The sequence below is a fragment of the Levilactobacillus tangyuanensis genome, from assembly GCF_003946545.1.
In the GTDB taxonomy this organism is placed as follows: domain Bacteria; phylum Bacillota; class Bacilli; order Lactobacillales; family Lactobacillaceae; genus Levilactobacillus; species Levilactobacillus tangyuanensis.
In genome coordinates, this window is sequence record NZ_RHOA01000010.1 from 22,453 (window position 1) to 44,915 (window position 22,463).

22 protein-coding genes are annotated in these 22,463 nt (G+C 49.1%); 6 read left to right on the forward strand and 16 right to left on the reverse strand.

Annotated features, from left to right (window positions below):
• Positions 1 to 47: 47 nt before the first annotated feature.
• The 3 genes from EKM96_RS07685 to EKM96_RS07695 all read right to left on the reverse strand — a co-directional run bounded on the left by EKM96_RS07685 (position 48) and on the right by EKM96_RS07695 (position 2,382).
• Positions 48 to 833, reverse strand: a complete 786-nt coding sequence (locus EKM96_RS07685; protein ID WP_125642090.1) for a hypothetical protein — start codon at positions 831 to 833, stop codon at positions 48 to 50.
• Positions 834 to 907: 74 nt separating this feature from the next.
• A complete protein-coding gene (gene htpX, locus EKM96_RS07690; protein WP_125642092.1) occupies positions 908 to 1,798 on the reverse strand; it encodes a zinc metalloprotease HtpX in 891 nt (296 codons plus the stop codon).
• Between the two features lie 8 nt (positions 1,799 to 1,806).
• Positions 1,807 to 2,382, reverse strand: a complete 576-nt coding sequence (locus EKM96_RS07695) for a LemA family protein (RefSeq protein WP_125642095.1) — start codon at positions 2,380 to 2,382, stop codon at positions 1,807 to 1,809.
• A 104-nt stretch (positions 2,383 to 2,486) separates the two neighbouring features.
• On the opposite strand from EKM96_RS07695, the gene EKM96_RS07700 reads away from it, so the two are divergent.
• Positions 2,487 to 2,945, forward strand: a complete 459-nt coding sequence (locus EKM96_RS07700) for a low molecular weight protein-tyrosine-phosphatase (protein WP_125642098.1) — start codon at positions 2,487 to 2,489, stop codon at positions 2,943 to 2,945.
• A 61-nt stretch (positions 2,946 to 3,006) separates the two neighbouring features.
• Here EKM96_RS07700 and EKM96_RS07705 read toward each other — a convergent pair whose 3' ends face one another.
• From EKM96_RS07705 to EKM96_RS07745, 9 genes are all read right to left on the reverse strand, one after another.
• Positions 3,007 to 5,208 (reverse strand): L-type lectin family protein, encoded by a 2,202-nt coding sequence (locus tag EKM96_RS07705; protein WP_125642101.1) that lies wholly within the window; start codon positions 5,206 to 5,208, stop codon positions 3,007 to 3,009.
• A 246-nt stretch (positions 5,209 to 5,454) separates the two neighbouring features.
• The gene (locus EKM96_RS07710; RefSeq protein WP_125642104.1) at positions 5,455 to 6,495 is read right to left on the reverse strand and encodes a DUF916 and DUF3324 domain-containing protein; all 1,041 of its coding nucleotides are present in this window, start codon (positions 6,493 to 6,495) and stop codon (positions 5,455 to 5,457) included.
• Between the two features lie 94 nt (positions 6,496 to 6,589).
• Positions 6,590 to 7,303: a WxL domain-containing protein gene (locus tag EKM96_RS07715; RefSeq protein WP_125642107.1), complete on the reverse strand. Its 714-nt coding sequence runs from the start codon at positions 7,301 to 7,303 to the stop codon at positions 6,590 to 6,592.
• A gap of 43 nt (positions 7,304 to 7,346) precedes the next feature.
• A complete protein-coding gene (locus EKM96_RS07720; RefSeq protein ID WP_125642110.1) occupies positions 7,347 to 7,994 on the reverse strand; it encodes a WxL domain-containing protein in 648 nt (215 codons plus the stop codon).
• A gap of 19 nt (positions 7,995 to 8,013) precedes the next feature.
• A complete protein-coding gene (locus tag EKM96_RS07725) occupies positions 8,014 to 8,442 on the reverse strand; it encodes an LPXTG cell wall anchor domain-containing protein (RefSeq protein ID WP_125642113.1) in 429 nt (142 codons plus the stop codon).
• A gap of 454 nt (positions 8,443 to 8,896) precedes the next feature.
• A complete protein-coding gene (locus tag EKM96_RS07730) occupies positions 8,897 to 9,604 on the reverse strand; it encodes a class A sortase (protein ID WP_125642116.1) in 708 nt (235 codons plus the stop codon).
• A gap of 149 nt (positions 9,605 to 9,753) precedes the next feature.
• On the reverse strand, positions 9,754 to 10,005 hold the full coding sequence (locus EKM96_RS07735) for a type B 50S ribosomal protein L31 (RefSeq protein WP_061777380.1): 252 nt from the start codon (positions 10,003 to 10,005) through the stop codon (positions 9,754 to 9,756).
• Positions 10,006 to 10,105: 100 nt separating this feature from the next.
• Positions 10,106 to 11,392, reverse strand: a complete 1,287-nt coding sequence (locus EKM96_RS07740) for a UDP-N-acetylglucosamine 1-carboxyvinyltransferase (RefSeq protein ID WP_125642118.1) — start codon at positions 11,390 to 11,392, stop codon at positions 10,106 to 10,108.
• A 126-nt stretch (positions 11,393 to 11,518) separates the two neighbouring features.
• The gene (locus tag EKM96_RS07745) at positions 11,519 to 12,058 is read right to left on the reverse strand and encodes a TetR/AcrR family transcriptional regulator (RefSeq protein ID WP_225417705.1); all 540 of its coding nucleotides are present in this window, start codon (positions 12,056 to 12,058) and stop codon (positions 11,519 to 11,521) included.
• Between the two features lie 187 nt (positions 12,059 to 12,245).
• Here EKM96_RS07745 and EKM96_RS07750 point away from each other — a divergent pair, with 187 nt between their 5' ends.
• Positions 12,246 to 14,579, forward strand: a complete 2,334-nt coding sequence (locus EKM96_RS07750) for an ABC transporter ATP-binding protein/permease (RefSeq protein WP_125642121.1) — start codon at positions 12,246 to 12,248, stop codon at positions 14,577 to 14,579.
• 58 nt (positions 14,580 to 14,637) lie between these two features.
• On the opposite strand, the gene EKM96_RS07755 is transcribed toward EKM96_RS07750, so the two are convergent.
• The 3 genes from EKM96_RS07755 to EKM96_RS07765 form a co-directional block, all read right to left on the reverse strand.
• Entirely contained in the window at positions 14,638 to 16,245 is a 1,608-nt protein-coding gene (locus EKM96_RS07755; RefSeq protein ID WP_125642124.1) for a CTP synthase, read from the reverse strand.
• Between the two features lie 178 nt (positions 16,246 to 16,423).
• Positions 16,424 to 17,089, reverse strand: coding sequence for a DNA-directed RNA polymerase subunit delta (gene rpoE, locus EKM96_RS07760; RefSeq protein WP_125642128.1), 666 nt, complete (start codon positions 17,087 to 17,089; stop codon positions 16,424 to 16,426).
• A gap of 45 nt (positions 17,090 to 17,134) precedes the next feature.
• A complete protein-coding gene (locus tag EKM96_RS07765) occupies positions 17,135 to 17,575 on the reverse strand; it encodes a DUF1934 domain-containing protein (protein WP_125642131.1) in 441 nt (146 codons plus the stop codon).
• A gap of 206 nt (positions 17,576 to 17,781) precedes the next feature.
• On the opposite strand from EKM96_RS07765, the gene EKM96_RS07770 reads away from it, so the two are divergent.
• From EKM96_RS07770 to yidA (EKM96_RS07785), 4 genes are read left to right on the forward strand one after another with little or no spacing between them, the layout of a single operon-like run.
• On the forward strand, positions 17,782 to 18,609 hold the full coding sequence (locus tag EKM96_RS07770) for a lipoate--protein ligase family protein (RefSeq protein ID WP_225417707.1): 828 nt from the start codon (positions 17,782 to 17,784) through the stop codon (positions 18,607 to 18,609).
• Positions 18,610 to 18,630: 21 nt separating this feature from the next.
• The gene (locus tag EKM96_RS07775) at positions 18,631 to 19,998 is read left to right on the forward strand and encodes an HD domain-containing protein (RefSeq protein ID WP_125642134.1); all 1,368 of its coding nucleotides are present in this window, start codon (positions 18,631 to 18,633) and stop codon (positions 19,996 to 19,998) included.
• On the forward strand, positions 19,999 to 20,820 hold the full coding sequence (yidA, locus tag EKM96_RS07780; protein ID WP_125642137.1) for a sugar-phosphatase: 822 nt from the start codon (positions 19,999 to 20,001) through the stop codon (positions 20,818 to 20,820).
• A 15-nt stretch (positions 20,821 to 20,835) separates the two neighbouring features.
• Positions 20,836 to 21,645, forward strand: a complete 810-nt coding sequence (gene yidA / locus EKM96_RS07785; RefSeq protein WP_125642139.1) for a sugar-phosphatase — start codon at positions 20,836 to 20,838, stop codon at positions 21,643 to 21,645.
• 451 nt (positions 21,646 to 22,096) lie between these two features.
• Here the strand turns inward: yidA (EKM96_RS07785) and EKM96_RS07790 are convergent, their stop codons facing one another.
• Positions 22,097 to 22,453 (reverse strand): DUF3899 domain-containing protein, encoded by a 357-nt coding sequence (locus EKM96_RS07790; protein WP_125642142.1) that lies wholly within the window; start codon positions 22,451 to 22,453, stop codon positions 22,097 to 22,099.
• Between the last annotated feature and the right edge of the window lie 10 nt (positions 22,454 to 22,463).

The following is a 22,463-nucleotide window of genomic DNA, read 5'->3' on the forward strand; positions in this document are numbered from 1 at the left end:
ATTGACAATAAAAAAAGAACCCGGCATCTGCCAGGCTCCCACTATTCTTAAATTAAATCGGCCACATCGCTAAAAACCTCGTTGTCATGGATGCTGAGAGCCCACTCCCGTGAGGTTAAATCGTAGCGCAAGCTGGCAACCTCTCGCGAGTCTGCATAGACTTCCTCTTGAGAATACCAAGTCGCTTGCCGCTCAGGATGATCAACGGCTCGAACGGGAATGACGTAGACTCGCCGGCGCTCAACCAGTTGGTCAAAGGCCACAATCATGCCATCCATTAGCCCCTGCGTCAACTGCAGCAGAATCTCATGAGGAATGTCACTAATAGCCAACGGCCGGGCAAAGACCCAACGATTATTATGCATCGCCCGTAGGTGCCGCTTTAGGCTAACCTCCAACACATGATTGAAATCACCCAACTCGCGATAGTAGGTCTTGTAGAACCCATCACGTAAGGTTAGGAAGGCATATTGATTCTGTAACTTGGCATAAAACGGGGTTCTAATATGCGTTTCCATGTGGGCCAGGTAGAGTAACTCGGCAATCTCAGATGGCAACAGAAAATCCAAGTCATCCGAATGCGTATAATCAACCCACTTGACTGGCCGTTCATGCTTAGCTAATAGGTAGCGTCGAATCTGTGCTTGCCCATTGACCGTTTGGAACCGGGTATGCGGGTTAATCTCAACATCACTCCCTGATTCTTCGTTCAGCAAAAGGAGCTGATTCGGGATTGCTGGAATCCCATTCAAAAAATCAGCGGGTGATATCCCTAACGAATAAATCATATTCGTGACGGGTTCTAGACTTAAATAAACAAAATTTCCGCGCATACTCGTACACTCTTTCCCCGATACTCAGTCAAGTTTAATTGTACTCCTAAACACCCCCGAAACGAACACTCGTTTTACATTTTTTCTAGCCGAGCGATACGGTCCGCAATGGGTGGATGGGTCGCAAACAAGTCCGAAAACTTTTGCTTTTTCTTGAAAGGATCGCTGATATAGAGAGCAGAACTGTTAGGGTCTGCTTCTTTCATGGGCGCACTGTCATCAATCTTTCTGAGCGCCATAATGAGGCCTTGTGGATTCCGGGTCAATTCAACACTGGAGGCGTCCGCGAGATATTCACGATTCCTGGATAACGCCATCTGAGCAATGCTAGCAGCTAGCGGTGCCAAGAGAATCAGGACCAGTGAGATCACCATCCCTATCGCCCCGGCATTCCCTTCCCGGTCGTCCCGGCGACGACTGCCACCCCAGAAAAACCAGTTATGGGAGAAGCTGACTAACAAGCCAATTGCCGCAGACAAAGCCAAAGCAATCGTCTGTAAGCGGATATCATAATTCCGAACGTGAGACATCTCATGACCGATTACGCCTTCGAGTTCTTCCCGGTTTAGCCGTTGCAAGAGCCCGGTGGTGACGGCCACGGCCGCGTGCTGGGGATCATTTCCCGTTGCAAATGCATTGGGGCTGGCGTCATCAATGATAAAGACTCTTGGCATAGGAACTTGGGCAACCAATGCCATATCTTCCACCAGATGCCACAACTGAGGGGCGGCACTGACGTCCTTAATTTCTCTAGCGTGGTTCATGCTCATCACAACATTGGTCGATTGACTAATCATGATGGCCATATAGACTGCCGTGACAATAGCCGCGATGACGATTCCTGATTGCCAACTTGCCCAGAACAAATCGCCAAGGGCCGCTCCAATTGCCAGGACCAGTAAGCCAAAGCCCACCATGACATATCCTGTTCGCCGTTTATTCATGGCAATTTGATCATACAACATGCTATCGCCTACTTATCTTGACCAAAGTCGTCAAAGTTAACCTTGGGCGCTGTTTTTTCTTCTTCTGGAACTTGAAGATATTCGCTGGCCTTAAAGTGGTGAATATTGGCCACCACATTGCTTGGGAACGAATGAATCTTCATGGTTAAGTTGGCCACTGATGTGTTATAGAGTTGCCGTGAATAGGCAATCTTATTTTCAGTGTTTGTCAGCTCTTCCATCAATTGGGTAAATTGCGTATTTGCCTTTAGGTCAGGATAATTTTCTGACAAAGCAAATAGTGACCGCAACGTGGTGGAAAGTTGATTAGAAACTTCCATCGTCTGTTGATGATCGTCGGCAGGAACCGCCGTTAATTGATTCCGTAACTCAACAACCTTCTTCAACGTTGCCTGTTCATAATTCGCATAGCCCTTGGTCGTTGACACCAAGTTAGGAATTAAATCGTTCCGCCGCTTCAGCTGAACATCGATCTGACTCCATGATTCTTCCACGTGTGTCCGGGTCCGAATGAGACCGTTGTAAGCACTGATGTACCAAGCGACTATCAAAACCACGATGATGATTAAAATTATTGCTACCAAACTGCTCACTCCTTCTCCAATGTCTGTTAAACTCATGATAACAAATGGCCAATTCAGACTCCAGCAAGTTCGCCTGACTTTACCATTAATTAGGAGGTTTCACCATGCAACACGTTTTGTTCGTTTGTCTAGGGAACATTTGTCGCTCCCCAATGGCCGAAGCAATCTTTAACGATCTGGTTGCTAAGCAAGGCCTCACTGACCAATTCACGGCTATTTCGGTAGCCACTAGTCCCGAGGAAGAGGGCAATCATCCCCATCCCGGTGCCCTGAAAACCATGCGGGAACACGGATTAGATGCCAGTCAACACCGATCACGGCCAATTACCGCGGCGGACTTTGACTGGGCCGACATCATTATTACGATGGATCACGCCAATGTGGCTAACTTGAAGCGCATGGCGCCAACGGCAGCCGATGCCGCTAAGGTTCAACTCTGCCTGGATATTCTTCCTGGACGTCAGGGCGAGGCCATCGATGACCCTTGGTATACCCACAAATTCGAGCTGACCTACCAAGAACTGGCGCAATCCCTGCCAGCTTGGCTAGAGAAGCTTCGGTAAAATACCTTATTAAAATACGCTGATCAGTGACTGTTAAAGTGGACTGATCAGCGTATTTTCTTTAAACCTCTGGGACATCATCTAGACTCCAGGTGATTTTACCGGTGTAGTTTCCCTGTTGAGCGCCGGCATTCAGTTGCAGCATTAGGCCTCTAAGCCCCTGCCAATCGGCCGCGACATTAGTCGAGTCGTTACTTCCCGTATTTTTTTCATGTTCCGCCACAATCTGGGCGTCATCTGACAAGGTGAGCGTCTTCCCCCAGGTGGTCACGTAGGCCATGGCTCCCGCTAAATGGCGCTGGTCTTTATCGGTTGTCAGAGACGTGGCCGTGGCCTGCAACGCCCATTTATTCCCAACGGGCCGTGTATCCGTGATGGTTAGTTCTGCCTTGGAGGCAGTGGGAATAAGTGCCGATGTGCCGCTCAGCCGTCCGACGAAGTCAACTGCCGGCGATGCCGATGTGAACTCAACGGTTCCCCGTGATGGGTCTTTTGAATAATGCGCCGGTACGGATACGGCTACCTCATTTGACTGATTATTGGCGGTATCAACGGCCGTGATGGCAAGCTGATTGTCTCCCTCTCGTAACGTATTGGCCGGCACCCGATAATTGAAGTGCCCGGCATCATCCAGTAAGGTCACCCCTTGGTCTGGCTGACTGTCACCATTGAGGCGGCTTTCTAGATGGATATCTTTAGCCGTGAATTGGGTGTGCGACAGATCCAATTGGCCTTTGATCAGGGCCTGCTTGCTGCCATCCACTGCTGTATCTTTCGACTTTTCCAACGTTAAACTCATATTATTCGTTCCATGGACCTTAAACGAGGGTAGTGTCGCCTGAGCAACGGCTTCCGTCCCCGTGAACACACTGGTTTGTTCCGGCTCCGTCCCACTCTCATCCTTAACCTTACCCGTCAGAACAATCTTGGCACTAGGATTATCGTCAGACAGGTTCTGTTGTAATTGATGAGTAATCGTCGACGCCTTTAAATCTAGTCCGCTTAGTTCCTGAGTTGACCCATTGGCATATGTCAGCGTCGCTGTGGCAAATCGGATCTTTCCTGGCAAATTCAAAAGGGCCTTAATATCATGCCAATCGGTCGTTCCGTTAGCGTATTTTAGGTTGTATTGCAGGCTAACTGGATCACCATGTTCTAGTACGTCGCCGGCCTTAACCAGGTGATCGTTGTCCTTGAGCTCTACCGAGGCATCGGCATCGACCAAGTTGGGGACAGTGTCGAAGACGACCAAGTTGTTCTCCCAGGCGCTCCCCGTTGACCCTGTAAATCCCCAGAGGGCATCCTTATTATGGTCCGGATCAATAATTTTCCGGTTAATCCGAACATCCCGTGTAACTGACTCCCTGGCTAAAGAGTGGTCATCAAAAGAATAGGACATCGTGGCTAGGTCAGAGTTTTCAGAATCTGGATGATAACGAATCGTGAGATGATGCCACCGGGCATCCGACAAGAAATTAAAATCATTACCTTGGATTAACCCATTATGAATTAACCCAGCATACAGTGATGACCCCATGCCCCAGATTCGATTGTAGATGTGATAACTATCGGGTTGCGCCGGATAGTTGGAAGCGATATGTGGTCGTTGAATACGACCTGGATTTTCATCAAGATCAAAAGAATTGCCGGTGCCGGCCTGATCCCGGTCATTTGAGTTATTAATAAAGGTATCAAATTCTAAGGCCCAGCTATTTTGAATGGCTGATTTGGCTAAGTTCTGCTGAATCGTATCAAACAACCACTGACTCGGCTTATTATCGACACCCCAGACCCCCAAAGTTTCACCAAATGGACTTGACTTGCCAAAATCAGGTGCGGCTTTGCTTCCTCGCTTATCATTCTGTAGAACAAAGGCCATGCCATCTCCCGCATGATTCAACTCTTCCTGAGCGTTCCCCAGGTTGCCAAAATATAGCCACATCGAAACCGTCTGGTCATGCCGCAGATTAAACCGCATATTGTCTCGGGACCAAATCCCCCCTATCTGAGAGCGACCATCGGTAATTTTGACGACCTGGGTCCCCAATGTTTGGGGATTGGTACTGTCGATCACCTCGGCACGATTGCGGTCCGATTGACTAACCTCAAAGAAGTCTTGTAGGTGAATCCCTTGAGGCGCCGACCTCAATGCCGCATTCAAATCATCATTATAAAATGATGCCTTGACCGGGATAGTTGCCGTCCAAAATAGACATACAGCGGCCACCATGCTAACAATTCCTAGTCCTATTGTCTTCATCATGTGTGATGTCCATCCCCTTCTTGATGCCAACCAAGGGGGTAATCCATTATGAGTCAAAATTATATTACAAGTTATTTAATAATAACACCCCTGATTGTTTTGCTTAAGTATAGCATTGCCAATCCGGTTATGGGACCACAAACGTTGATATAACAATATTTGTGATTAATATTATTATGATAACGAACTCATTACGACGAAAAGAGAGCTGTGAGATATTTTCATCTCACAGCTCTCTTTTGTTATTTATTCCGCATCGCTTGAACCATTGTCATCACGGCGACGATTCTTTAATAACAGGTAAATAATAATCAATAACAGAAGAATAATCACCGCGCCACCCGCCACGAACCACCATAAATAGTTGGTTTTCTTTGGCGTATTGAACTTGTTTTGCATTTGACCGACTTCCTTGGTCGTCAGTTCAAAGTCCTTGGTAAAGTGCCAGTGGTAGCCCCCCTGAGCGTAAGCATCCAACGTCAAGGTATACGTGCCCGCCTTCAGCTGCTTGTCGCCCCAAGGAATCGCATAGTTAAAGTGACTGTTTGGTGCCATAGCTAAGGACGATTTCTCGTTATTCAAGATCACCTTGCTGTCACCCTGCTTGGTCACTTTGGCCTTCACTTTTAACTTACTCATGATACCAGGCCGTGGGTTCTGCAACTTGGCTTCAACCTGATTGAACTGATTAAATTGGCCGTTCTTCACCGAAAGCAACTTCATGTCTGGTGCAACATTGACATCACTTTCCCGTAACCGCACCCCAATCACATAGGCGAAGGCGTTCTTAATGCTAACGCCGCCCTTCTTGCCAGCCTCATCCGAAGTCAATTGCTTCACATAGATGCCGCCGAGAATCATGCCTTCAATCTTTTGTGGCGGCATCTTGTAGGTCACATAAACTTTCTTCTTACTCTTACCAGGAATTGTGACCTTCTGCGTTTTATCGCCAAAGATGTCTTTGATTCCCACCTTCAGGGTACTATCGCGTTCGGGCTTTTGCTTACTGTAATCGATCACCCCATTGCTATTAGTAATGGCCTGATTGACTCCAACTTGATAACTCTTTTTTTCCTTACTCGTGTTACTAATGACGATGGCCAACTTCTGCTTTTGGTTCGGTTTGACCCGCAAAGCAAAGTAAGTGACCTTTTTATCATCCTGATTATCGGGAAGAATTGAACTCACCGTATAACCCACGCCCTCTGCATGAGCAACCTGTTGAGCAAATCCAACTCCCAAAATCAACGTCCCTAACGTTAGAACAATCCGCCACCATTTTTTCATAATAAATTGGCCCCCTCGCTTATCAATATATTTATCGCTGCCTTGCGAAAAAATGCGATGACTGGTGCCATCGCATCCTTCAAATCGCATCTTTTCAGGGTGCTTCAGTCAACTGCCAAGTTAACTCACCCGCATAACTCTGTTTACGGGTAACCTGTGCGCTATTAAAGAACAAGCGCATCGGTGAAGCTGAATTGTCGTTCAATCGCAATAACCACGTGCCAATTCCAGCATCGCGCCCGGCTTCGCCAACGAGTGTCGACTCACCCATCTTAACTGGCTGTTTACCATCCAGGGTCGTGACAGGTGGATTACTAACCGTATTGGCAATTGCCGGCGTAAATTTCGTTGACCCAATCGCTAGTGAACTCTGTGACAGCGTTTCACCATTCGATTGGCCCTTCGGATACCCAGCCAATAAGGTTAGTTTCCATCCCGCACCATTGTAACGGCGGTCGCTGACTTGAATAAAGGCTTTGGTATTTGTCGCGGTGGCGCTTAACGTTTGACCTGTCGTTGCCCCCTGCTTGAAGGTAAGGTTCGAGACATAATCCAAGGTTAGGACACCAGTTGACCCGGTTCCATGGTTATCCTCGTCCCCTGGTTCCGGTTGAAAACCACCACCAGGATTATCTGGATCCACCGGTTTCACCGGTCCCGTCGTGTCACCGGGAGTCAAAGACGTTGTTGCCGTGGTCCTTTGTGAGTCACGCGTTGTCGTTGCAAATGCGGTTATCTGCGTCGGCCCCGTCAGTATCCCAAGAATACAGGCTAACGAAGCCACCATTCCTAATATTTTTATAGTCACTGCGCAGCCCTCCTTTGCTTAGAGCAACGGAATTGGGAAGCGCTTAAGCCTGGTCGCCAGTGTCAGTACCACCAGGAGCATTGCTTAACGTCCAAGTCAACGTACTTGCGTAGTTACCAGCCTTGTTCCCACCGGCAACGGTAAACTGTGGTTTCGTGTATTTAGCGGCCCATTGCCCAACCCCGGCATCCTTAGCTGCGCTGAAAACTAACATATCTTCAGAACCTTGGCTGGCAAACTTAATGTCGCCACTAGCGGTTGGATGACCACTAGCACTGTCTTCGCCAGTAACGGTGCCAACTACTGGTGTCAGGAAGGCCATTTCACTCGCCTTCATAACCGAACCGTTATCCGTATCTTTGAATGCACTAGAGTTCACATGGACAGTCCAACCAGTACCACTACCTTTATCGTTAACAACTAAACTGTCTTCAGTAAATGCAGCGTCACCTAAAACCTGAGTAGTCCCATTGAGTTTGTCGGAAAAAGATGCACCAGGCGCCTTTTCCAAGCTAATACTCCCGACACCACCAGTACCACCGTCACCAGGCTTTAACTCAACCGTTGCCTGTGTTGTCGTCGTGCCTGGTGCTGGCGTTTCGCCCTCAGCCGCATGAGCGGTGACGCCGCTGAAACCAATACCTGCTGCCAGTGCTAAAGTCGCCATTAATTGCAAAGTCTTTTTAGTCATAATATTCTCTCCTCAACTTTTAGTTGTGTGCTTTCCGTCTACGCGTCAGTACTACAATCCAAATTAATAACAATAAGATGATACCGGTCATGGTTCCAATTCCGAACCATGTCTCAGAAGTTTGAGGTAAGCGTCCCGTCAACCCGGAATGATGCTGGGTTGACTGACCATTCACGGTATCGCCATCGCCGCCAGAAGTCGCTGTAGTCGTTGGCTTCTGATGGTTATTCGAGCCGTTAGAATCGCCACCGGGTGAAACTAAATCCCCATCGCCACCACCAACCAAGTTCCCATCGGAACCGGAGTTGGCGGTAGGCTTCAGAGTGACAGAGTAATGACCCTGCTGGACATCCCCAGCTGATTGACTCGCGGCATGAGCAGTCGTGGGAGCCCCCCAACCGACGATGAGCAGGCCCAGTATCAGCAACATTCTCTTTCCTAATTGCATCGCTGTCCCATCCTTACGTCTTAACTTGCTCAAACATCTATCTATTGCCAGGACCGAATCCGGCCGGAAATTGGTCCTGATTTGGAACTCATCTGATGAACGTCATCTGATTACAAACACAGAATATCATGGATTTGTTGCCTTGTCCACAATTAACCATGTGTGGTGATTCAGGATATTATGGAATCGCTTCCGTTTTTGATAAATCGATTGATATATCAAGTGAGCCGCATTCGAAATGCACTGGTACATAAGCAGTTGAAGCGTTTTATCGGTTTGATTCTCGTTTCCACATTTTATCATTATTTTCTCATCTATCCATAAATATTAAACGTTTTATACTGTACCATAAAAGCACTTATATTCACGCAATTGTAGATGAAATCACAACCATTTTTGACCCCAAAAAAGGCGATCGCTGTTAGATAGCGATCACCTACTAGATGACTTTAGCTTACTTGTTATTGAAACCACTGTGGAACCCTTTTTGTACGGAAGTCGGGGCATCCTTGTACGCCATCTGCTTCACATACGTTCCGCGAATCATGAGTCGGTTGGCCCCGGTCGCATCACAGGTAATTAGTGTCACCAGCTTCCGCTTGGTCTGCGCCACCACCTGGACATCGGTGGCCTTGATAAACTTACGGACACTAACCTTGTAGACATAAACTTTCTTGGCATTCGTCAGGTAGATGTTCTGCCCCACCCGTGTCTTCCAATAGAGTGGACTGAACAGAATGGTCTGCGAGGTCATATGGTGCCCGGCCAACGGATAGTTGCCTTCGCCCATCTTCTGATCGGGGCGCATAGTTCCCGCCGTCAGAGCCAACACCTCGTTGCTGACACCTTTGGCAATTGGCAAGTGAATCTTCGATTGTGGCATTAGAAGTTCACCAACCACATGAATATTGGCCGTATTCCAGCGAGCGTTCGCCACCGTTGAGAAGTCGAGCGACTTCACCTTACTGAAATCATAGGAGGCTTTCTTCTTCTCACTCTTCTTCACCGACTTCTGAGTAATCTGCGGTTGATAGGAAGAAATCAGCCAATTTTTAATCTGCTCGTTGAAGATTAAGGCCAATGAAACGATTAATAGTAATACAAATATTGTGGACCAGAACCAGCGCATTCGACGCGGTTTTGGGGTCTTTTTATCTGCCATTTGAGTTTACTCCAATCCCCAATTAATTCGATCTCTACGATACCGCATTTTACCCCAAAACACGGGAAAAACAAAGCTATCCGCAATTTTGAGCAAACAAAAACCGGCGACAGATAACTGCCACCGGCGACGAATCATAATTTTTATAATTAGTCGTTTGCCAAACCGTATTTCTTGTTGAAACGGTCCACGGCACCATCGGCCTGAGTAAACTTTTGCTTACCAGTGTAGAATGGGTGTGAATCTGAAGAAATTTCGACACGGATCAATGGGTAGGTGTTGCCATCTTCCCATTCAACCGTTTCGTCAGAAGTTGCAGTTGAACCAGACAAGAACTTGTAACCAGTACTTGAGTCTTGGAACACAACTTCACGGTAATCTGGATGGATTCCTTGCTTCATAATGTATTTCGCTCCTTTGCCCTGAACCATTGACTGGGTCAGAGATTGATTTAATCGTCAACCGTTGAATTATACCATGAATCTATCTGCGCGGCAATGGCTAATCTTGACCATTCTCCACGAGACTGTCCTCAACGATTTCAACGTCGGCATTTAGGTCCGTTAGTTTTTTAACAATTCGGTCGTAACCCCGCATGATATTCTCCGCACGATTAATTTCCGTGGTTCCGTCAGCCATCAAGGCCGCAATTACTAGTGAGGCCCCCGCCCGAATCTCGCCGGCCTGAACCTCGTTGCCGACCAGATCGGTACTTGGGTCAACCACGATGGTGCCTTCTTCGGAACGGATGTTAGCCCCCATCTTCCGCAGCTCGGCAATATGCTTAATCCGCTTGGGATAAATGGTATCAATCACCACACTACTCCCGGCCGCTCTGAATAAGAGTGGTGTCAGGGGTTGTTGCAAGTCAGTGGCGAAGCCAGGGAATGGCATCGCCTTAATCTGAATTGGCTTGAGATCATCCACGTGTGGCACATAGATGCTATCCTCGTTAATCTCTAACGGCACACCCATTTCCATCATCTTGGCCGTGAAGGCCTCCAGATGTTCAGGGATCACGTTCTTAACCGTCACACCATCCCCAACCGCAGCGGCCATTGACAGATAGGTACCCGCTTCAATCCGGTCTGGAATAATCGTATGGGTGTTCATGGCCCGTAACGTTGAGACCCCTTCGATCCGAATGACATCGGTTCCGGCACCACGCACGTGGGCCCCCATGTTATTCAAAAAGGTGGCAATATCGATAATTTCGGGTTCCTTGGCGGCATTTTCAATCACCGTCGTGCCAACGGCCTTGACCGCCGCCAGAATCGAGTTAATCGTTGCCCCAACAGAAACCATATCTAAGAAAATTCGGGCCCCATGGAGGCCATCTGGACCAGTCGTGATCCGAACCGTGTTATCATGTTCTTCAACCGACGCCCCCAACGCTTGGAACGCCTTGATATGCTGGTCGATTGGTCGCGGACCAATATTATCACCACCAGGGAAACTTAGCGTTGCCCGTTGGAAACGACCTAATAATGACCCCATGAAGTAGTACGAGGCTCGTAAACTCTTGATTGCTTTACTTGGTAATGGGGCTTCCACGATTTCCGTGGGATCGATCGTCAAAACACCGTCTTCAAACGTTGAATGCACGTTCATCGAGCGGAGGATTAACATTAAGTTATGCACGTCTAAGATATCCGGTACCATATCGAACCGAACCGGTGTGTCAGCCAAAATTGCTGCTGGAATTAGGGCTACTGTGCTATTTTTAGCGCCGCCGATCGTCACTTCTCCAGCTAGACGATGGCCGCCATGAATAATCATTTTCTTCATTGTGATGGGTTCCTCACTTATTTATCTTCCATTTATAATTCCATACAGTCAGATACCATGATAAATAATGCCGAGCAAAAAGACAACAGTTTCCCGGGATTCTGTGCAAAATGTAATATTTGCTAGTTACAAGACCACGTGACGTAAGTCATCCAAGTCCTTTGCCAGAATCGTATCGATAATTATTTTTGTTAGTTCTTTCGGGGTCTCGGGCATCCCGTCCTTAACCCATTTCTTCATAATACTCTGTAACCCGGCGCCAATATAGGTGCCTTGATAATCGTCAATCATTGGTGGTTGGGGACCGACCTGCATCATCAGCGCTTGCATCCGCGCCAACAATTTGGTCTTACCTTCCACAAAGACTAGGTGACTAAGCTTCTCATCCTGGTAGAAGGCGCTCAACAGGTGTTCTAAGGCCTGGGTAGGGGTTCGCCCATCAAGTGGCTCTAGCGAGTCAAAAAAGGCCTTCTCAATCGTCTCAACGCACTGGTAGATGTCGGTATAGTAACGGTAAAAGGTCGTTCGGTTCACATCTGCCTGCGCACAGACCTCCGTGACCGAAATCATATTAATTGGTTTCGTCTCCAACAAAGACAGCACCGTCGTTTGAATGACTTGCTGGGTATACTGTGCCCGGCGGTTATTCTTGACTCCAGCCATCATGCTTCACTCCCATAAGTTCAACAAAAAGAATAAATCTGTTGAACTAACAACATTTACAATTAAATTGATGGTTGCTAGTCCCTGTAAAAATTTTTATGATATAAGACACGGTGTTGCATTAATGCCAGTTTACCAGAAAAATTGTACAGGCGATAGTCGTAATCACAAAAAGGAAGGATTCTTTCAAATGCTGGAACTAAAACACATTAAGAAATATTACTACGTGGGTGATTCCGTCACCAAGGCGCTGGACGATGTGTCCGTGGCCTTCCGTTCACAAGAATTCGTCGCCATCCTCGGTCCCAGTGGATCCGGTAAGACCACCATGCTCAATGGTATTGGTGGCCTCGACATTTACGACTCCGGCGACTTAGCCATCGAAGGCAAATCGACCAAGGACTTTACCGCCGCGGACTGGGATGCCTATCGGAACAATTCCGTTGGCTTCATTTTCCAAAGCTACAACATCATCAGTCATCTGAGTATCCTCGACAACGTCGAAATGGGGATGACCCTGAGCGGTGTCTCCAACCAAGAAAAAAAGGAAAAGGCGTTAAAGGCCCTCGACCGGGTTGGCTTGACCGAGCACATTGGCAAGCGCCCCAATCAGCTCTCAGGTGGTCAACTCCAACGAGTTGCCATCGCGCGGGCCATCGCCAACGATCCAGAAATCTTACTCTGTGACGAGCCCACCGGTGCCCTAGATACCGAAACCAGCGAGCAAATCATGCAGCTGATCAAGGAACTGGCGGCCGAACGACTGGTCATCATGGTGACCCATAACCCCGACTTGGCTAAGGAATATGCCGATCGGATTATTGAATTCGCGGACGGCAAGATTCAACACGACTCCAATCCGTATGATGGTCATGCCGATGCGGAACAGTTCAAGCTTAAGAAGACGCGGATGACCTTTTGGACGGCCTTGAAGCTTTCCTTTAATAACATCCGGACCAAGAAGGGCCGAACGGCGCTGACTGCATTTGCCTCAAGCATCGGGATCATCGGGATCGCCATCGTCCTCGCCCTATCAAATGGTTTCCAAAAACAAATCAATAAAACCCAGGCTAATACGTTGGCCCAGTTCCCCGTCACCATTTCGCAAACGGCCACCAGTACCAGCGGCACCAATGCCAATGACAAGGTCAAGGCAACCAAGTCCAACAAGGTGATGGCGAAGGTGTCCGAACAGGATAAGGCCACGCACGCCAATAAGCTTACCAAAGATTACTTAAACTACGTTAAACGGCTCGATCCACAACTCAGTAAAAATATTACCTACACTTACTCAACCGGGATGAACCTACTCCGCCAGGTAAACGGCAAGACCAAGTCAGTCTCGTTCTCTAACGCCGATAACAGCGGCTCTAACAGCGCCAGTGCCATGCAGTCGGCCATGTCCGCCTCGACCGGTGTCGGTGGCTCGGTCTACCCTAGCGCCAATGACGGCGGCATCGGCTTCCTGAAGAAGCACTACAAACTGGTCTCCGGCAGTTATCCCAAGAATGCGAACGATGTCATTCTGATCGTGGACCGCGACAACTCTACAAACATCAATGCCCTTAAGAATCTGGGCTATTCGGTTAAGGCCGATCAAAAGTTCTCCTATAATCAAATTGTTGGGACAACGATCAAAGTTGTGAACAACAATGATTACTACCAGAGCCTGCCAACCGGTAACTACGTGCCCAACAAGGCGACGTCAAGCCTTTATAACAACCGGAACAATACCAGCCTAAAGATTGCCGGGATCGTCAAGGTTAAGGCCAAGTCCTCAGAAAATGTTCTGGCCTCAGGGATTGCTTACAGCGACCAGTTGACCCAAAACATTATCAAGAAAAATCAGAATTCCAGCATCGTCAAGGCTCAGAAAAAGGCTAATGCTAACGTGATGACCGGCCAAAGCGTCGACAAGCCGACTAAGAAGTCCTTAGTGAGTTATCTTGGTGGGTCAACCACCCCATCGAGCATTCTCATCTATCCCAACACCTTTAACAACAAGGATAAGGTGCTGAGTTACCTGGATAAATACAACCACGGTAAGAAGAAGGCCGACCAGGTCATCTACACCGACATGGCCGGAACCGTTTCTAGTCTAACCGGTGGCTTGATGAACGCGATCACCTATGTTCTCATTGCCTTTGCCGGCATTTCGCTGGTTACCAGTATGATTATGATTGCCATCATTACCTACACCTCGGTACTCGAACGGACCAAGGAGATTGGCATCTTAAAGGCGCTCGGTGCTCGGAAGAAGGATATTACCCGAGTATTCGATGCAGAAACCTTCATCCTCGGGGTCGCCTCAGGAGCGCTCGGGGTCGTGATTGCTTGGCTCCTCACCTTCCCCGTCAACATCGTATTGAAGAACATCACGAACCTCAGCAACGTCGCCCACTTGAATCCGATTCATGGGGTGATCTTGATTATTATTAGTACCATTTTGACCGTTCTCGGCGGGCATATTCCGGCCCGCATGGCGGCCAAGAAGGATGCCGCAACGGCGCTGCGTTCCGAATAGTTAATCACATAAAAACGGCTTGCGATCGATTGACCGCAAGCCGTTTTTTCGAATTAAATTAGTCGTTAACTTCCTTGCTGGCCGCAGCGATGAAGGCTTTGAACAGGCCTTCAGGACGATTAGGCCGAGACAAGAATTCTGGATGGTATTGCGCAGCGACGAAGAACTTCTTATCAGGCAATTCAATCACTTCAACCAAATGGTCGTCAGGTGACGTCCCAGAGAAGACCAGGCCCTTAGCGGTCATTTCTGCCCGGTATTCGTTATTGAATTCATAACGGTGACGGTGACGTTCCTCAATCTGAGTCTGGTTGTTGTAGGCTGCCGCGGCAACGCTACCAGCCTTCAACTTGCAAGGGTAAAGACCCAACCGTTGGGTCCCACCCATCTCATGAACATCGGCTTGGTCGGCCATCAGGTCAATAATCTTGTGGCTAGTGTTTGCATTCATTTCCGTTGAGTTGGCATCCTTATACCCCAGCACATCCCGGGCATATTCGATGCTGGCCACTTGCATCCCCAGGCAAATCCCCAGGTATGGAATGTCTTGTTCCCGCACGTACTTGATAGCCGTAATCATGCCTTCAATCCCACGGTCCCCGAAACCACCAGGAACAACGACGCCGTCCATCCCCTTCAGGATATCGGCAACGTTATCGTCGGTAATCGTTTCAGCATCAATCATGTGAAGGTCAATGTTGGCATCAACGGGGTAACCCGCGTGTTGCAAGGCCTCAGCCACGGAAATGTAGGCATCATGTAGGCCCACATACTTCCCAACCAAGGCAATCTTGATCGTCTGCGTCAGGTTTTGCATGTGATCAACCATCTTCGACCAGTCGGCCATATCAGATTGTGGTGCTTCCACCTTGAAGTGGTCCAGAACAATTTGGTCCAGGCCCTGCTTTTGTAATAATAATGGAATAGAGTAAATGGTCGGAACATCCATGGATTCAATGACAGCGGATGGCTTAACGTCACAGAACAACGCAATCTTCTGCCGCATGTCATCCGTAATATGGTTCTCCGTCCGCACAACCAAAATATTTGGTTGAATCCCAATGCTCCGAAGCTCACGCACGGAGTGTTGGGTTGGCTTGGTCTTCATTTCATGAGCCGCATGCAAGGTTGGGACCAACGTTGTGTGGATGTAAACCACGTTCTCGTCGCCAACTTCTGACTTCATTTGCCGAATGGCTTCAAGGAAGGGTTGTGATTCAATATCCCCAACGGTCCCCCCAATTTCGGTGATCACAAAGTCGGCACCTAAGGTCTTACCGGCCCGCATGATCTTTTCCTTAATCATCCCCGTAATGTGAGGAATCACTTGTACCGTGGCACCCAAGTAGTCCCCACGACGTTCCTTTTCCAAGACTTCCGAATAAATCTTACCAGTCGTGACATTAGAATATTTGTTCAAGTTGTTATCGATGAACCGTTCGTAATGACCTAAGTCCAAATCAGTTTCGGTCCCGTCGTCAGTGACGAAGACTTCCCCGTGTTGATAAGGATTCATGGTGCCGGGATCCACGTTGATGTATGGATCGAATTTCTGAATCGTGACGTTTAACCCCCGGTTCTTCAATAGCCGGCCCAATGAAGCAGCCACAATTCCTTTACCTAATGATGAAACCACGCCGCCAGTCACAAAAATATATTTGGTCATGTGCAAACTCCTCGTAAGATTATTTAGGGTGATCCGGTGCGTCCGTAAAACTATAAAAAAAGCTCCCTATTCGTTGGAATAGGGAGCTCACCGTTCAGTTGTCCTCGACTACAAAGTAGCAAGGAGCCCAAAAAATATGATACCTGCTTTTGGGTAAGAGGTCAAGTAAACAAAGAAACTATTTTTCTTCGCTGTCCTCTTCTTCATCATCATCGTCACTGTCATCATCGTCGTCGGCGGAGAAGTCGAGACTGTCATCCTCGTCGTCATCGGGAGCATCCATCTGTGAAAGCTGGTCTTCGATTCCGTCAGGGATATCTTCGGTATCGTCTTCTTCGTCATCGTCGTCAATGCCGAGACCCGTCTGTAACTTACCCAAATCTGGGCCGTTAGAACCAGTCGTGTCGTCATCGTCATCATCGTCGTCGGCGTAAGTGCTGCTGTCGTCATCTTCTGGATCATCGTCGTCATAATCGATCACGTCATCGTCATCGGTCGTGTCGGCGAGAAAGGCATTAACCTTCTTGCGCTTCTTGCGCTTAGGTTGGTCCTCATCCTCTTCGGTGTGAACCGTTGCCTCATCGATGGATTCGAACGGATACCAAGTTCGCAGTCCCCAAAGGTTATCACCCAGAGAAATGAAACTACCATCGACGTTTAAATCCGTATAAAATTGGGACAGCCGTTCACGAATTTCTTCGTCGCTATCGCCTAAATAGGTTTGGACGGCATTTGCCAGATCGGCAAACCCCATCACATCGCCATGCTGTGACAAAATGGCGTGAGCGACTTCAATCATTGATAATTCCTTTTTGTTCTGGCCCTCAAAGACTTTTAATTCCAAACTGGTGCACGTCCTTTCCGCAGTCTACTAAAATATGATACTCGCTTATGCTGTAAATTGCAATCTAATCTTATAGTTTCCGACCAATTCTTCCCCAGCATACAGGAGGTAATCAATCTTAACGTTCCCACGGAATGGCCGTTCCTCAAATTTTGTCTCAAGGAGTGGCGTCACCGTTTCGATGGGCATCGTCCCATATGGCGTATTATAACGGGCCGTGACCCGTTTGCCACTGACAAAATGCAACCGTAGTTCGGCTTCGGCCGCACGAGTCAAATGAACCTCGCCCTCCGGCGTAAACTTCATAGTGACTGGTGTCTTATCGCCGGTCTCTTCATCGGGTTCGAGGTATCTGAGGTACAAATTGGTCCCCATCTGGACCAATTGTCCATCAACGTCCAAGCGGTAATCCGAAACATCGTCATGCTGCTTGATATGCGTTTCCAAGTGAATCGCAACGGGCACCCCCGTAGATAGCTGATCCATTTGCACCCTTCCTTTCCAAAAATGTCTGTTCTAATTATAGTTCATTTGTGGGTGAAAACCTACCATTTAACTATCGTGACTGCAATTGATCTCATCCCCAGCTGCGGCAACCCTCAGTTTTCGTTAAGAGTGGTCCAGACCATGACGGCACCAGGCTTTTCTAGTATAATGGTGGGGTGAAGACCTATCGTGAAGGGGGATGACCATTGTTGGATCAATTAAACCAAATAGCGCCTGATATCCAGACGCTGACCACACCGATTCCGGCGGACCAAGCCAACGCTGCATTCGGCTATACCAATGCCCTACTGGATTCGGTGGCGGAACTTGGTCAACCAATCCTACATTTCTGGACCATGACCCCCACGCTGATCATGGGACTAAAAGACAAGCATCTCCCGCACCTAGCGGCGGCAGTCAGGGCGGTTCAAGCCCATGGTTACGACGTTGTTCTCAGAAATTCGGGTGGGCTCGCCGTCATTGCTGACAGCGGTGTCCTCAACGTCTCACTCTTTGCGCCACTAAGTGAGCCCATCAGTGTCAGCGCCGCCTACCAGCAAATGACGACCTTGGTCGCGGCAGCCTGGCCCGAACTTAGCATCGATCACTACGAAATCAGTCGGTCATATTGTCCGGGCGACTATGATCTCAGTGTCGGCGGCCGTAAAATCGCCGGCATTGCGCAACGCCGCAGTACCAATGCGCTAGTCACCATGTTGTACCTGAGCGTCAGCGGTAATCAATCGCAGCGGGGTCTCATCGTGCGGGACTTTTACCAGGCTGGTTTGGGTGATGAACCCAATCAGTGGAGCTTCCCGGACGTGGACCCCGATACCATGACCACGACTGCCGACTTACTCGACCAGCCACTAACCCTGACAACCGCTCAGGATCGGTTCCGAACAGCCCTTGTGCAGGCTGGGACCCGAGTCGGTCGTGGAAAGATAACGGCCATGTTGAGCACACCGGCCTTTCAGACGCGACTCGACCGGGCAACAGATCAAATGCGGCGTCGCCAACCAAAAATAAATTAACTTTAGCAAGGAGGAATTAGTGTGTCCTATGCCCAAGCACGGTTACCCCGCGAGAAAGTCTTTCGGGATCCCGTTCATAACTATATTTATGTTCAACATCAAATTATTCTTGATCTGATTAATACCCGGGAATTTCAACGACTACGCCGAATCAAGCAGCTGGGGACAGCCTCACTAATCTTTCATGGCGCGGAACACTCCCGTTTCACCCACTCCTTAGGGGTCTACGAGATCACCCGCCAAATTTGTGACAATTTTCAACGAAACTATCCGACCAAGGAACCTGGCGATGGGGGTTGGGACGACAGTGAACGGCTGACCGCCCTATGTGCGGCACTGCTACACGACATCGGCCATGGCCCCTACTCTCACACCTTTGAACACATCTTCCACACCAATCATGAGGCCATTACCGTTGAGATTATTACCTCGCCCACAACCGAGGTGAATCAGGTCCTTCGCCGGGTAAGCCCAACCTTCCCCAGTGAAGTGGCCAGTGTTATTCAGAAGACCTATCCTAATCCACAAGTCGTCCAGATGATCTCCAGCCAAATTGATGCCGACCGCATGGACTATCTCTTGCGCGATGCCTACTTCACCGGAACCGAATACGGCACCTTCGACATCACGCGGATTCTTCGCGTGATGCGACCATACAAGGACGGGATTTGCTTCGCGATGAATGGGATGCATGCCGTGGAAGACTACATTGTGAGTCGCTTCCAAATGTATCAACAGGTCTACTTTCATCCGGTCTCTCGTTCAATGGAGGTTATCTTGGACCACCTCTTGGGACGGGCCAACGAGCTCTACCAATCCGGTCAGAGCAATGAGAGTTTCATCCCCCATCTGCTGTTGCCCTTCTTTAACAATGAATTTGACCTCGAAGATTATCTCTACCTGGATGATGGCGTGTTAACCACCTACTTTACGCACTGGCGGCAATCGCCCGATGATATTTTAGCCGACTTGGCTCATCGTTTCTTAGACCGCAAGCCGCTCAAGAGTGCCGTCTACAATGACGCCACCAAGTCGTTGCTTCCTCACCTGCGGGAAGCCGTTCGGTCCGTTGGCTTTGACACCGACTACTACACAGCCACTGACGACAGCTACGACCTGCCATACGATGACGCTTACGATCCGAAGATGACCTATCCTTTGACGCAAATTGAATTGCAGGAGCCCGATGGCAGCCTGCGGGAGCTTTCCACCGTTTCTGATCTGGTGAACGCGATTCGCGGGAAGTTCACCGGCGATCAACGTTTCTTCTTCCCAAAGGAAATGCTGAATCCGGGAGATGATGCCCCGGAACTCTTCCAACCCATTTACAACGATTTCACAACTTATCTGCAAAATGACCAACTGATTCAACCACAGGGACGTGATTAGATGACAATCAAACTCATTGCCATTGACATCGATGGCACCTTATTGAATAATGACCATCGCATCACCCCAGGAACTAAGGCCACCATCCAGGCTGCCTTAGCCGCCAACATCAAGGTGGTCCTGTGTTCCGGAAGACCATTGACTGGTGTGACGCCATTTCTTCACGAATTAGGGATTAGCGGACCCGACCAATACGCGATAACCTTCAACGGTTCCATGGCCCAAACGGTTACCGGCAATGTCTTGGTTCAACACGCTCTGTCCTATACGGATTACATTGACCTCGAGGCCTGGGCCCGTAAACAAGCGGTCCATTTTCAGGTGGAAACCCCCGAACGGCTCTACACCGCCAACCCGGATATTAGCTGGGAAACGGTCGTTGAAAGTCATTTGGTGCACCTGCCCATTGCCATCCGAACGCTTGATGAAATGCCGACGGACCTCATCATGCCAACGGCCATGTTCATCGATGAAAAAGCCGTAATCGACCGTGTCATCACCGCGATCCCCCAAGACTTTCACGACCGTTTCTATGTGGTTCGAACGTCGCCGAAATTCATCGAAGTCATGAATAAAAACGCTAGCAAGGGTAAGACACTCCACGAGTTGGCAACCCGCCTACAAGTAAATGCCGATGAAATCATGGCGATTGGCGACCAGGGCAACGACCTCCCGATGATCCAGTATGCGGGGGTCGGCATCGCCATGGGTAACGCCAGCGATCCCGTCAAGGAAATAGCCGACCACATTACCCTGCCCAACACCGAAGATGGTGTTGCCGCAGCAATCAACCGATACGCACTTAACTACTCAGAAGAATAAAGGAGACTCCTCTACATGACGATTAAAGTAATCGCAATCGATATTGATGGCACCTTAGTTAACGATCAAAAGCAAGTCACGCAAACCACCATCGACACCATTCAGGCCGCCCGCGACCGTGGCATCAAAGTGGTTCTCTGCAGTGGCCGACCACTCTCTGGCGTCAAGCCCTACCTCGACAAATTGGGCATCGATGGGGATGACGAATACGCGATTACCTTTAACGGATCCGTTGCCCAAACCATCAGTGGCAAGGTCATGACTAACCACTCCCTGTCATACGATGACTTCATTGACCTCGAAGCCCTATCCCGGAAGCTTCAAGTGCATTTCCAAATTGAGACACCCGATCATATCTACACCCCCAATAAAAATATCAGTGCCTACACCATTGCCGAAAGCTACATGGTTCGCATGTTGATTCGTTACCGGAACGCCGCCGAAACCAGCCGCGACCTGACCATCTCTAAGGCCATGTTTGTTGACGAGCCTAAGATTATCAGCCGGATCAAGCCGCTGATTCCAGCCGAATTCCATGACCGCTTCTACGTCATTCAGAGTGAACCCTTCTTCATCGAAATCATGAACAAGAATGCCAGCAAGGGCAATGCCCTCAGTGAACTGGTTGCCGATCTCGGTTTCAAGTCCGACGAAGTCATGACTCTTGGTGACCAAGGGAATGACCTGACCATGATCCAATACGCCGGCCTTGGCGTTGCCATGGGTAATGCCATTCCTGAAGTCAAGGAAGCCGCAAGCGCCGTGACCTTGACGAACAACGAAGACGGTGTCGCCGCTGCGATCAAGAAATACGCACTGGCTTAAATTCAAGACCAGGTTCAAGAGAAGGCCGCTCGCCGGCGGCCGGGGATGGCAGTCCGCCGTGGGGTCGCTCCAGCCAAAGTGCGGGCTGCCACTCGACTTGAAGCCGCGAATAAACCTCGCGTCTCCAAGCTCGACCCATGCTGTAAACTGGTAAATCATCAGTTAACACCATCGTCACAGCTACCCGCCATCCCCAACCGCCTCCGGCTACATGGAAGCATCAATTAAACTTAGGCCAAATTGGTCCACCGTTTTTTTATCGGTGGGCCTTTTTGTTGTTCTCGTGAACGAGATTCCCGACAACCTCATTGATTTCTGACAGGTCATAGTTCAAATGGACTTGTCATCGCACGCCACATCACATGGTCAGTTCTCACCCATCACCGTGGCAACAGCAACAAAAAACCGCCGATCAATCATGATCGACGGCCCTTTAACATTTAGTCTGTTTTTATAAGACGGTAAAGATGATTCCCAGGACCATGTAACAGGCACCGGAAACCAGGCCATAGCGGGCCGGAGCGTTAACCGTGATCGGGGCGTTCTTCACGCTTGCGACGTGACGGACCCCAACCTTTTCGCCTGGTAATGGCGCCGGGTCTTCACCTTTGCGTCGGCGATGCCGCCAGCCCGTAAAGAGATGCCCCTTCAATAAGACACAGATAGCCCCAAAGACTAACAATGCCAACCCGAACATAAACAGGAGATTGCCAATCACCATTAACGGCTGGTTCAGGATCTTCATGACCAATGCGACCAACAGGCCGCCCGCAACCGTTCCCGTTGCCCAACGTTGCCACTTATTCATTCAACCGCTC

Bases quoted from the DNA above. Each gene is read 5' to 3' on its own strand.
- EKM96_RS07685 (WP_125642090.1), bottom strand. From the start codon at position 833: ATGCGCGGAAATTTTGTTTATTTAAGTCTAGAACCCGTCACGAATATG.
- htpX (WP_125642092.1), bottom strand. From the start codon at position 1,798: ATGTTGTATGATCAAATTGCCATGAATAAACGGCGAACAGGATATGTC.
- EKM96_RS07700 (WP_125642098.1), top strand. From the start codon at position 2,487: ATGCAACACGTTTTGTTCGTTTGTCTAGGGAACATTTGTCGCTCCCCA.
- EKM96_RS07705 (WP_125642101.1), bottom strand. From the start codon at position 5,208: ATGATGAAGACAATAGGACTAGGAATTGTTAGCATGGTGGCCGCTGTA.
- EKM96_RS07710 (WP_125642104.1), bottom strand. From the start codon at position 6,495: ATGAAAAAATGGTGGCGGATTGTTCTAACGTTAGGGACGTTGATTTTG.
- EKM96_RS07720 (WP_125642110.1), bottom strand. From the start codon at position 7,994: ATGACTAAAAAGACTTTGCAATTAATGGCGACTTTAGCACTGGCAGCA.
- EKM96_RS07725 (WP_125642113.1), bottom strand. From the start codon at position 8,442: ATGCAATTAGGAAAGAGAATGTTGCTGATACTGGGCCTGCTCATCGTC.
- EKM96_RS07730 (WP_125642116.1), bottom strand. From the start codon at position 9,604: ATGGCAGATAAAAAGACCCCAAAACCGCGTCGAATGCGCTGGTTCTGG.
- EKM96_RS07735 (WP_061777380.1), bottom strand. From the start codon at position 10,005: ATGAAGCAAGGAATCCATCCAGATTACCGTGAAGTTGTGTTCCAAGAC.
- EKM96_RS07740 (WP_125642118.1), bottom strand. From the start codon at position 11,392: ATGAAGAAAATGATTATTCATGGCGGCCATCGTCTAGCTGGAGAAGTG.
- EKM96_RS07745 (WP_225417705.1), bottom strand. From the start codon at position 12,058: ATGATGGCTGGAGTCAAGAATAACCGCCGGGCACAGTATACCCAGCAA.
- EKM96_RS07750 (WP_125642121.1), top strand. From the start codon at position 12,246: ATGCTGGAACTAAAACACATTAAGAAATATTACTACGTGGGTGATTCC.
- EKM96_RS07755 (WP_125642124.1), bottom strand. From the start codon at position 16,245: ATGACCAAATATATTTTTGTGACTGGCGGCGTGGTTTCATCATTAGGT.
- EKM96_RS07765 (WP_125642131.1), bottom strand. From the start codon at position 17,575: ATGGATCAGCTATCTACGGGGGTGCCCGTTGCGATTCACTTGGAAACG.
- yidA (WP_125642137.1), top strand. From the start codon at position 19,999: ATGACAATCAAACTCATTGCCATTGACATCGATGGCACCTTATTGAAT.
- yidA (WP_125642139.1), top strand. From the start codon at position 20,836: ATGACGATTAAAGTAATCGCAATCGATATTGATGGCACCTTAGTTAAC.
- EKM96_RS07790 (WP_125642142.1), bottom strand. From the start codon at position 22,453: ATGAATAAGTGGCAACGTTGGGCAACGGGAACGGTTGCGGGCGGCCTG.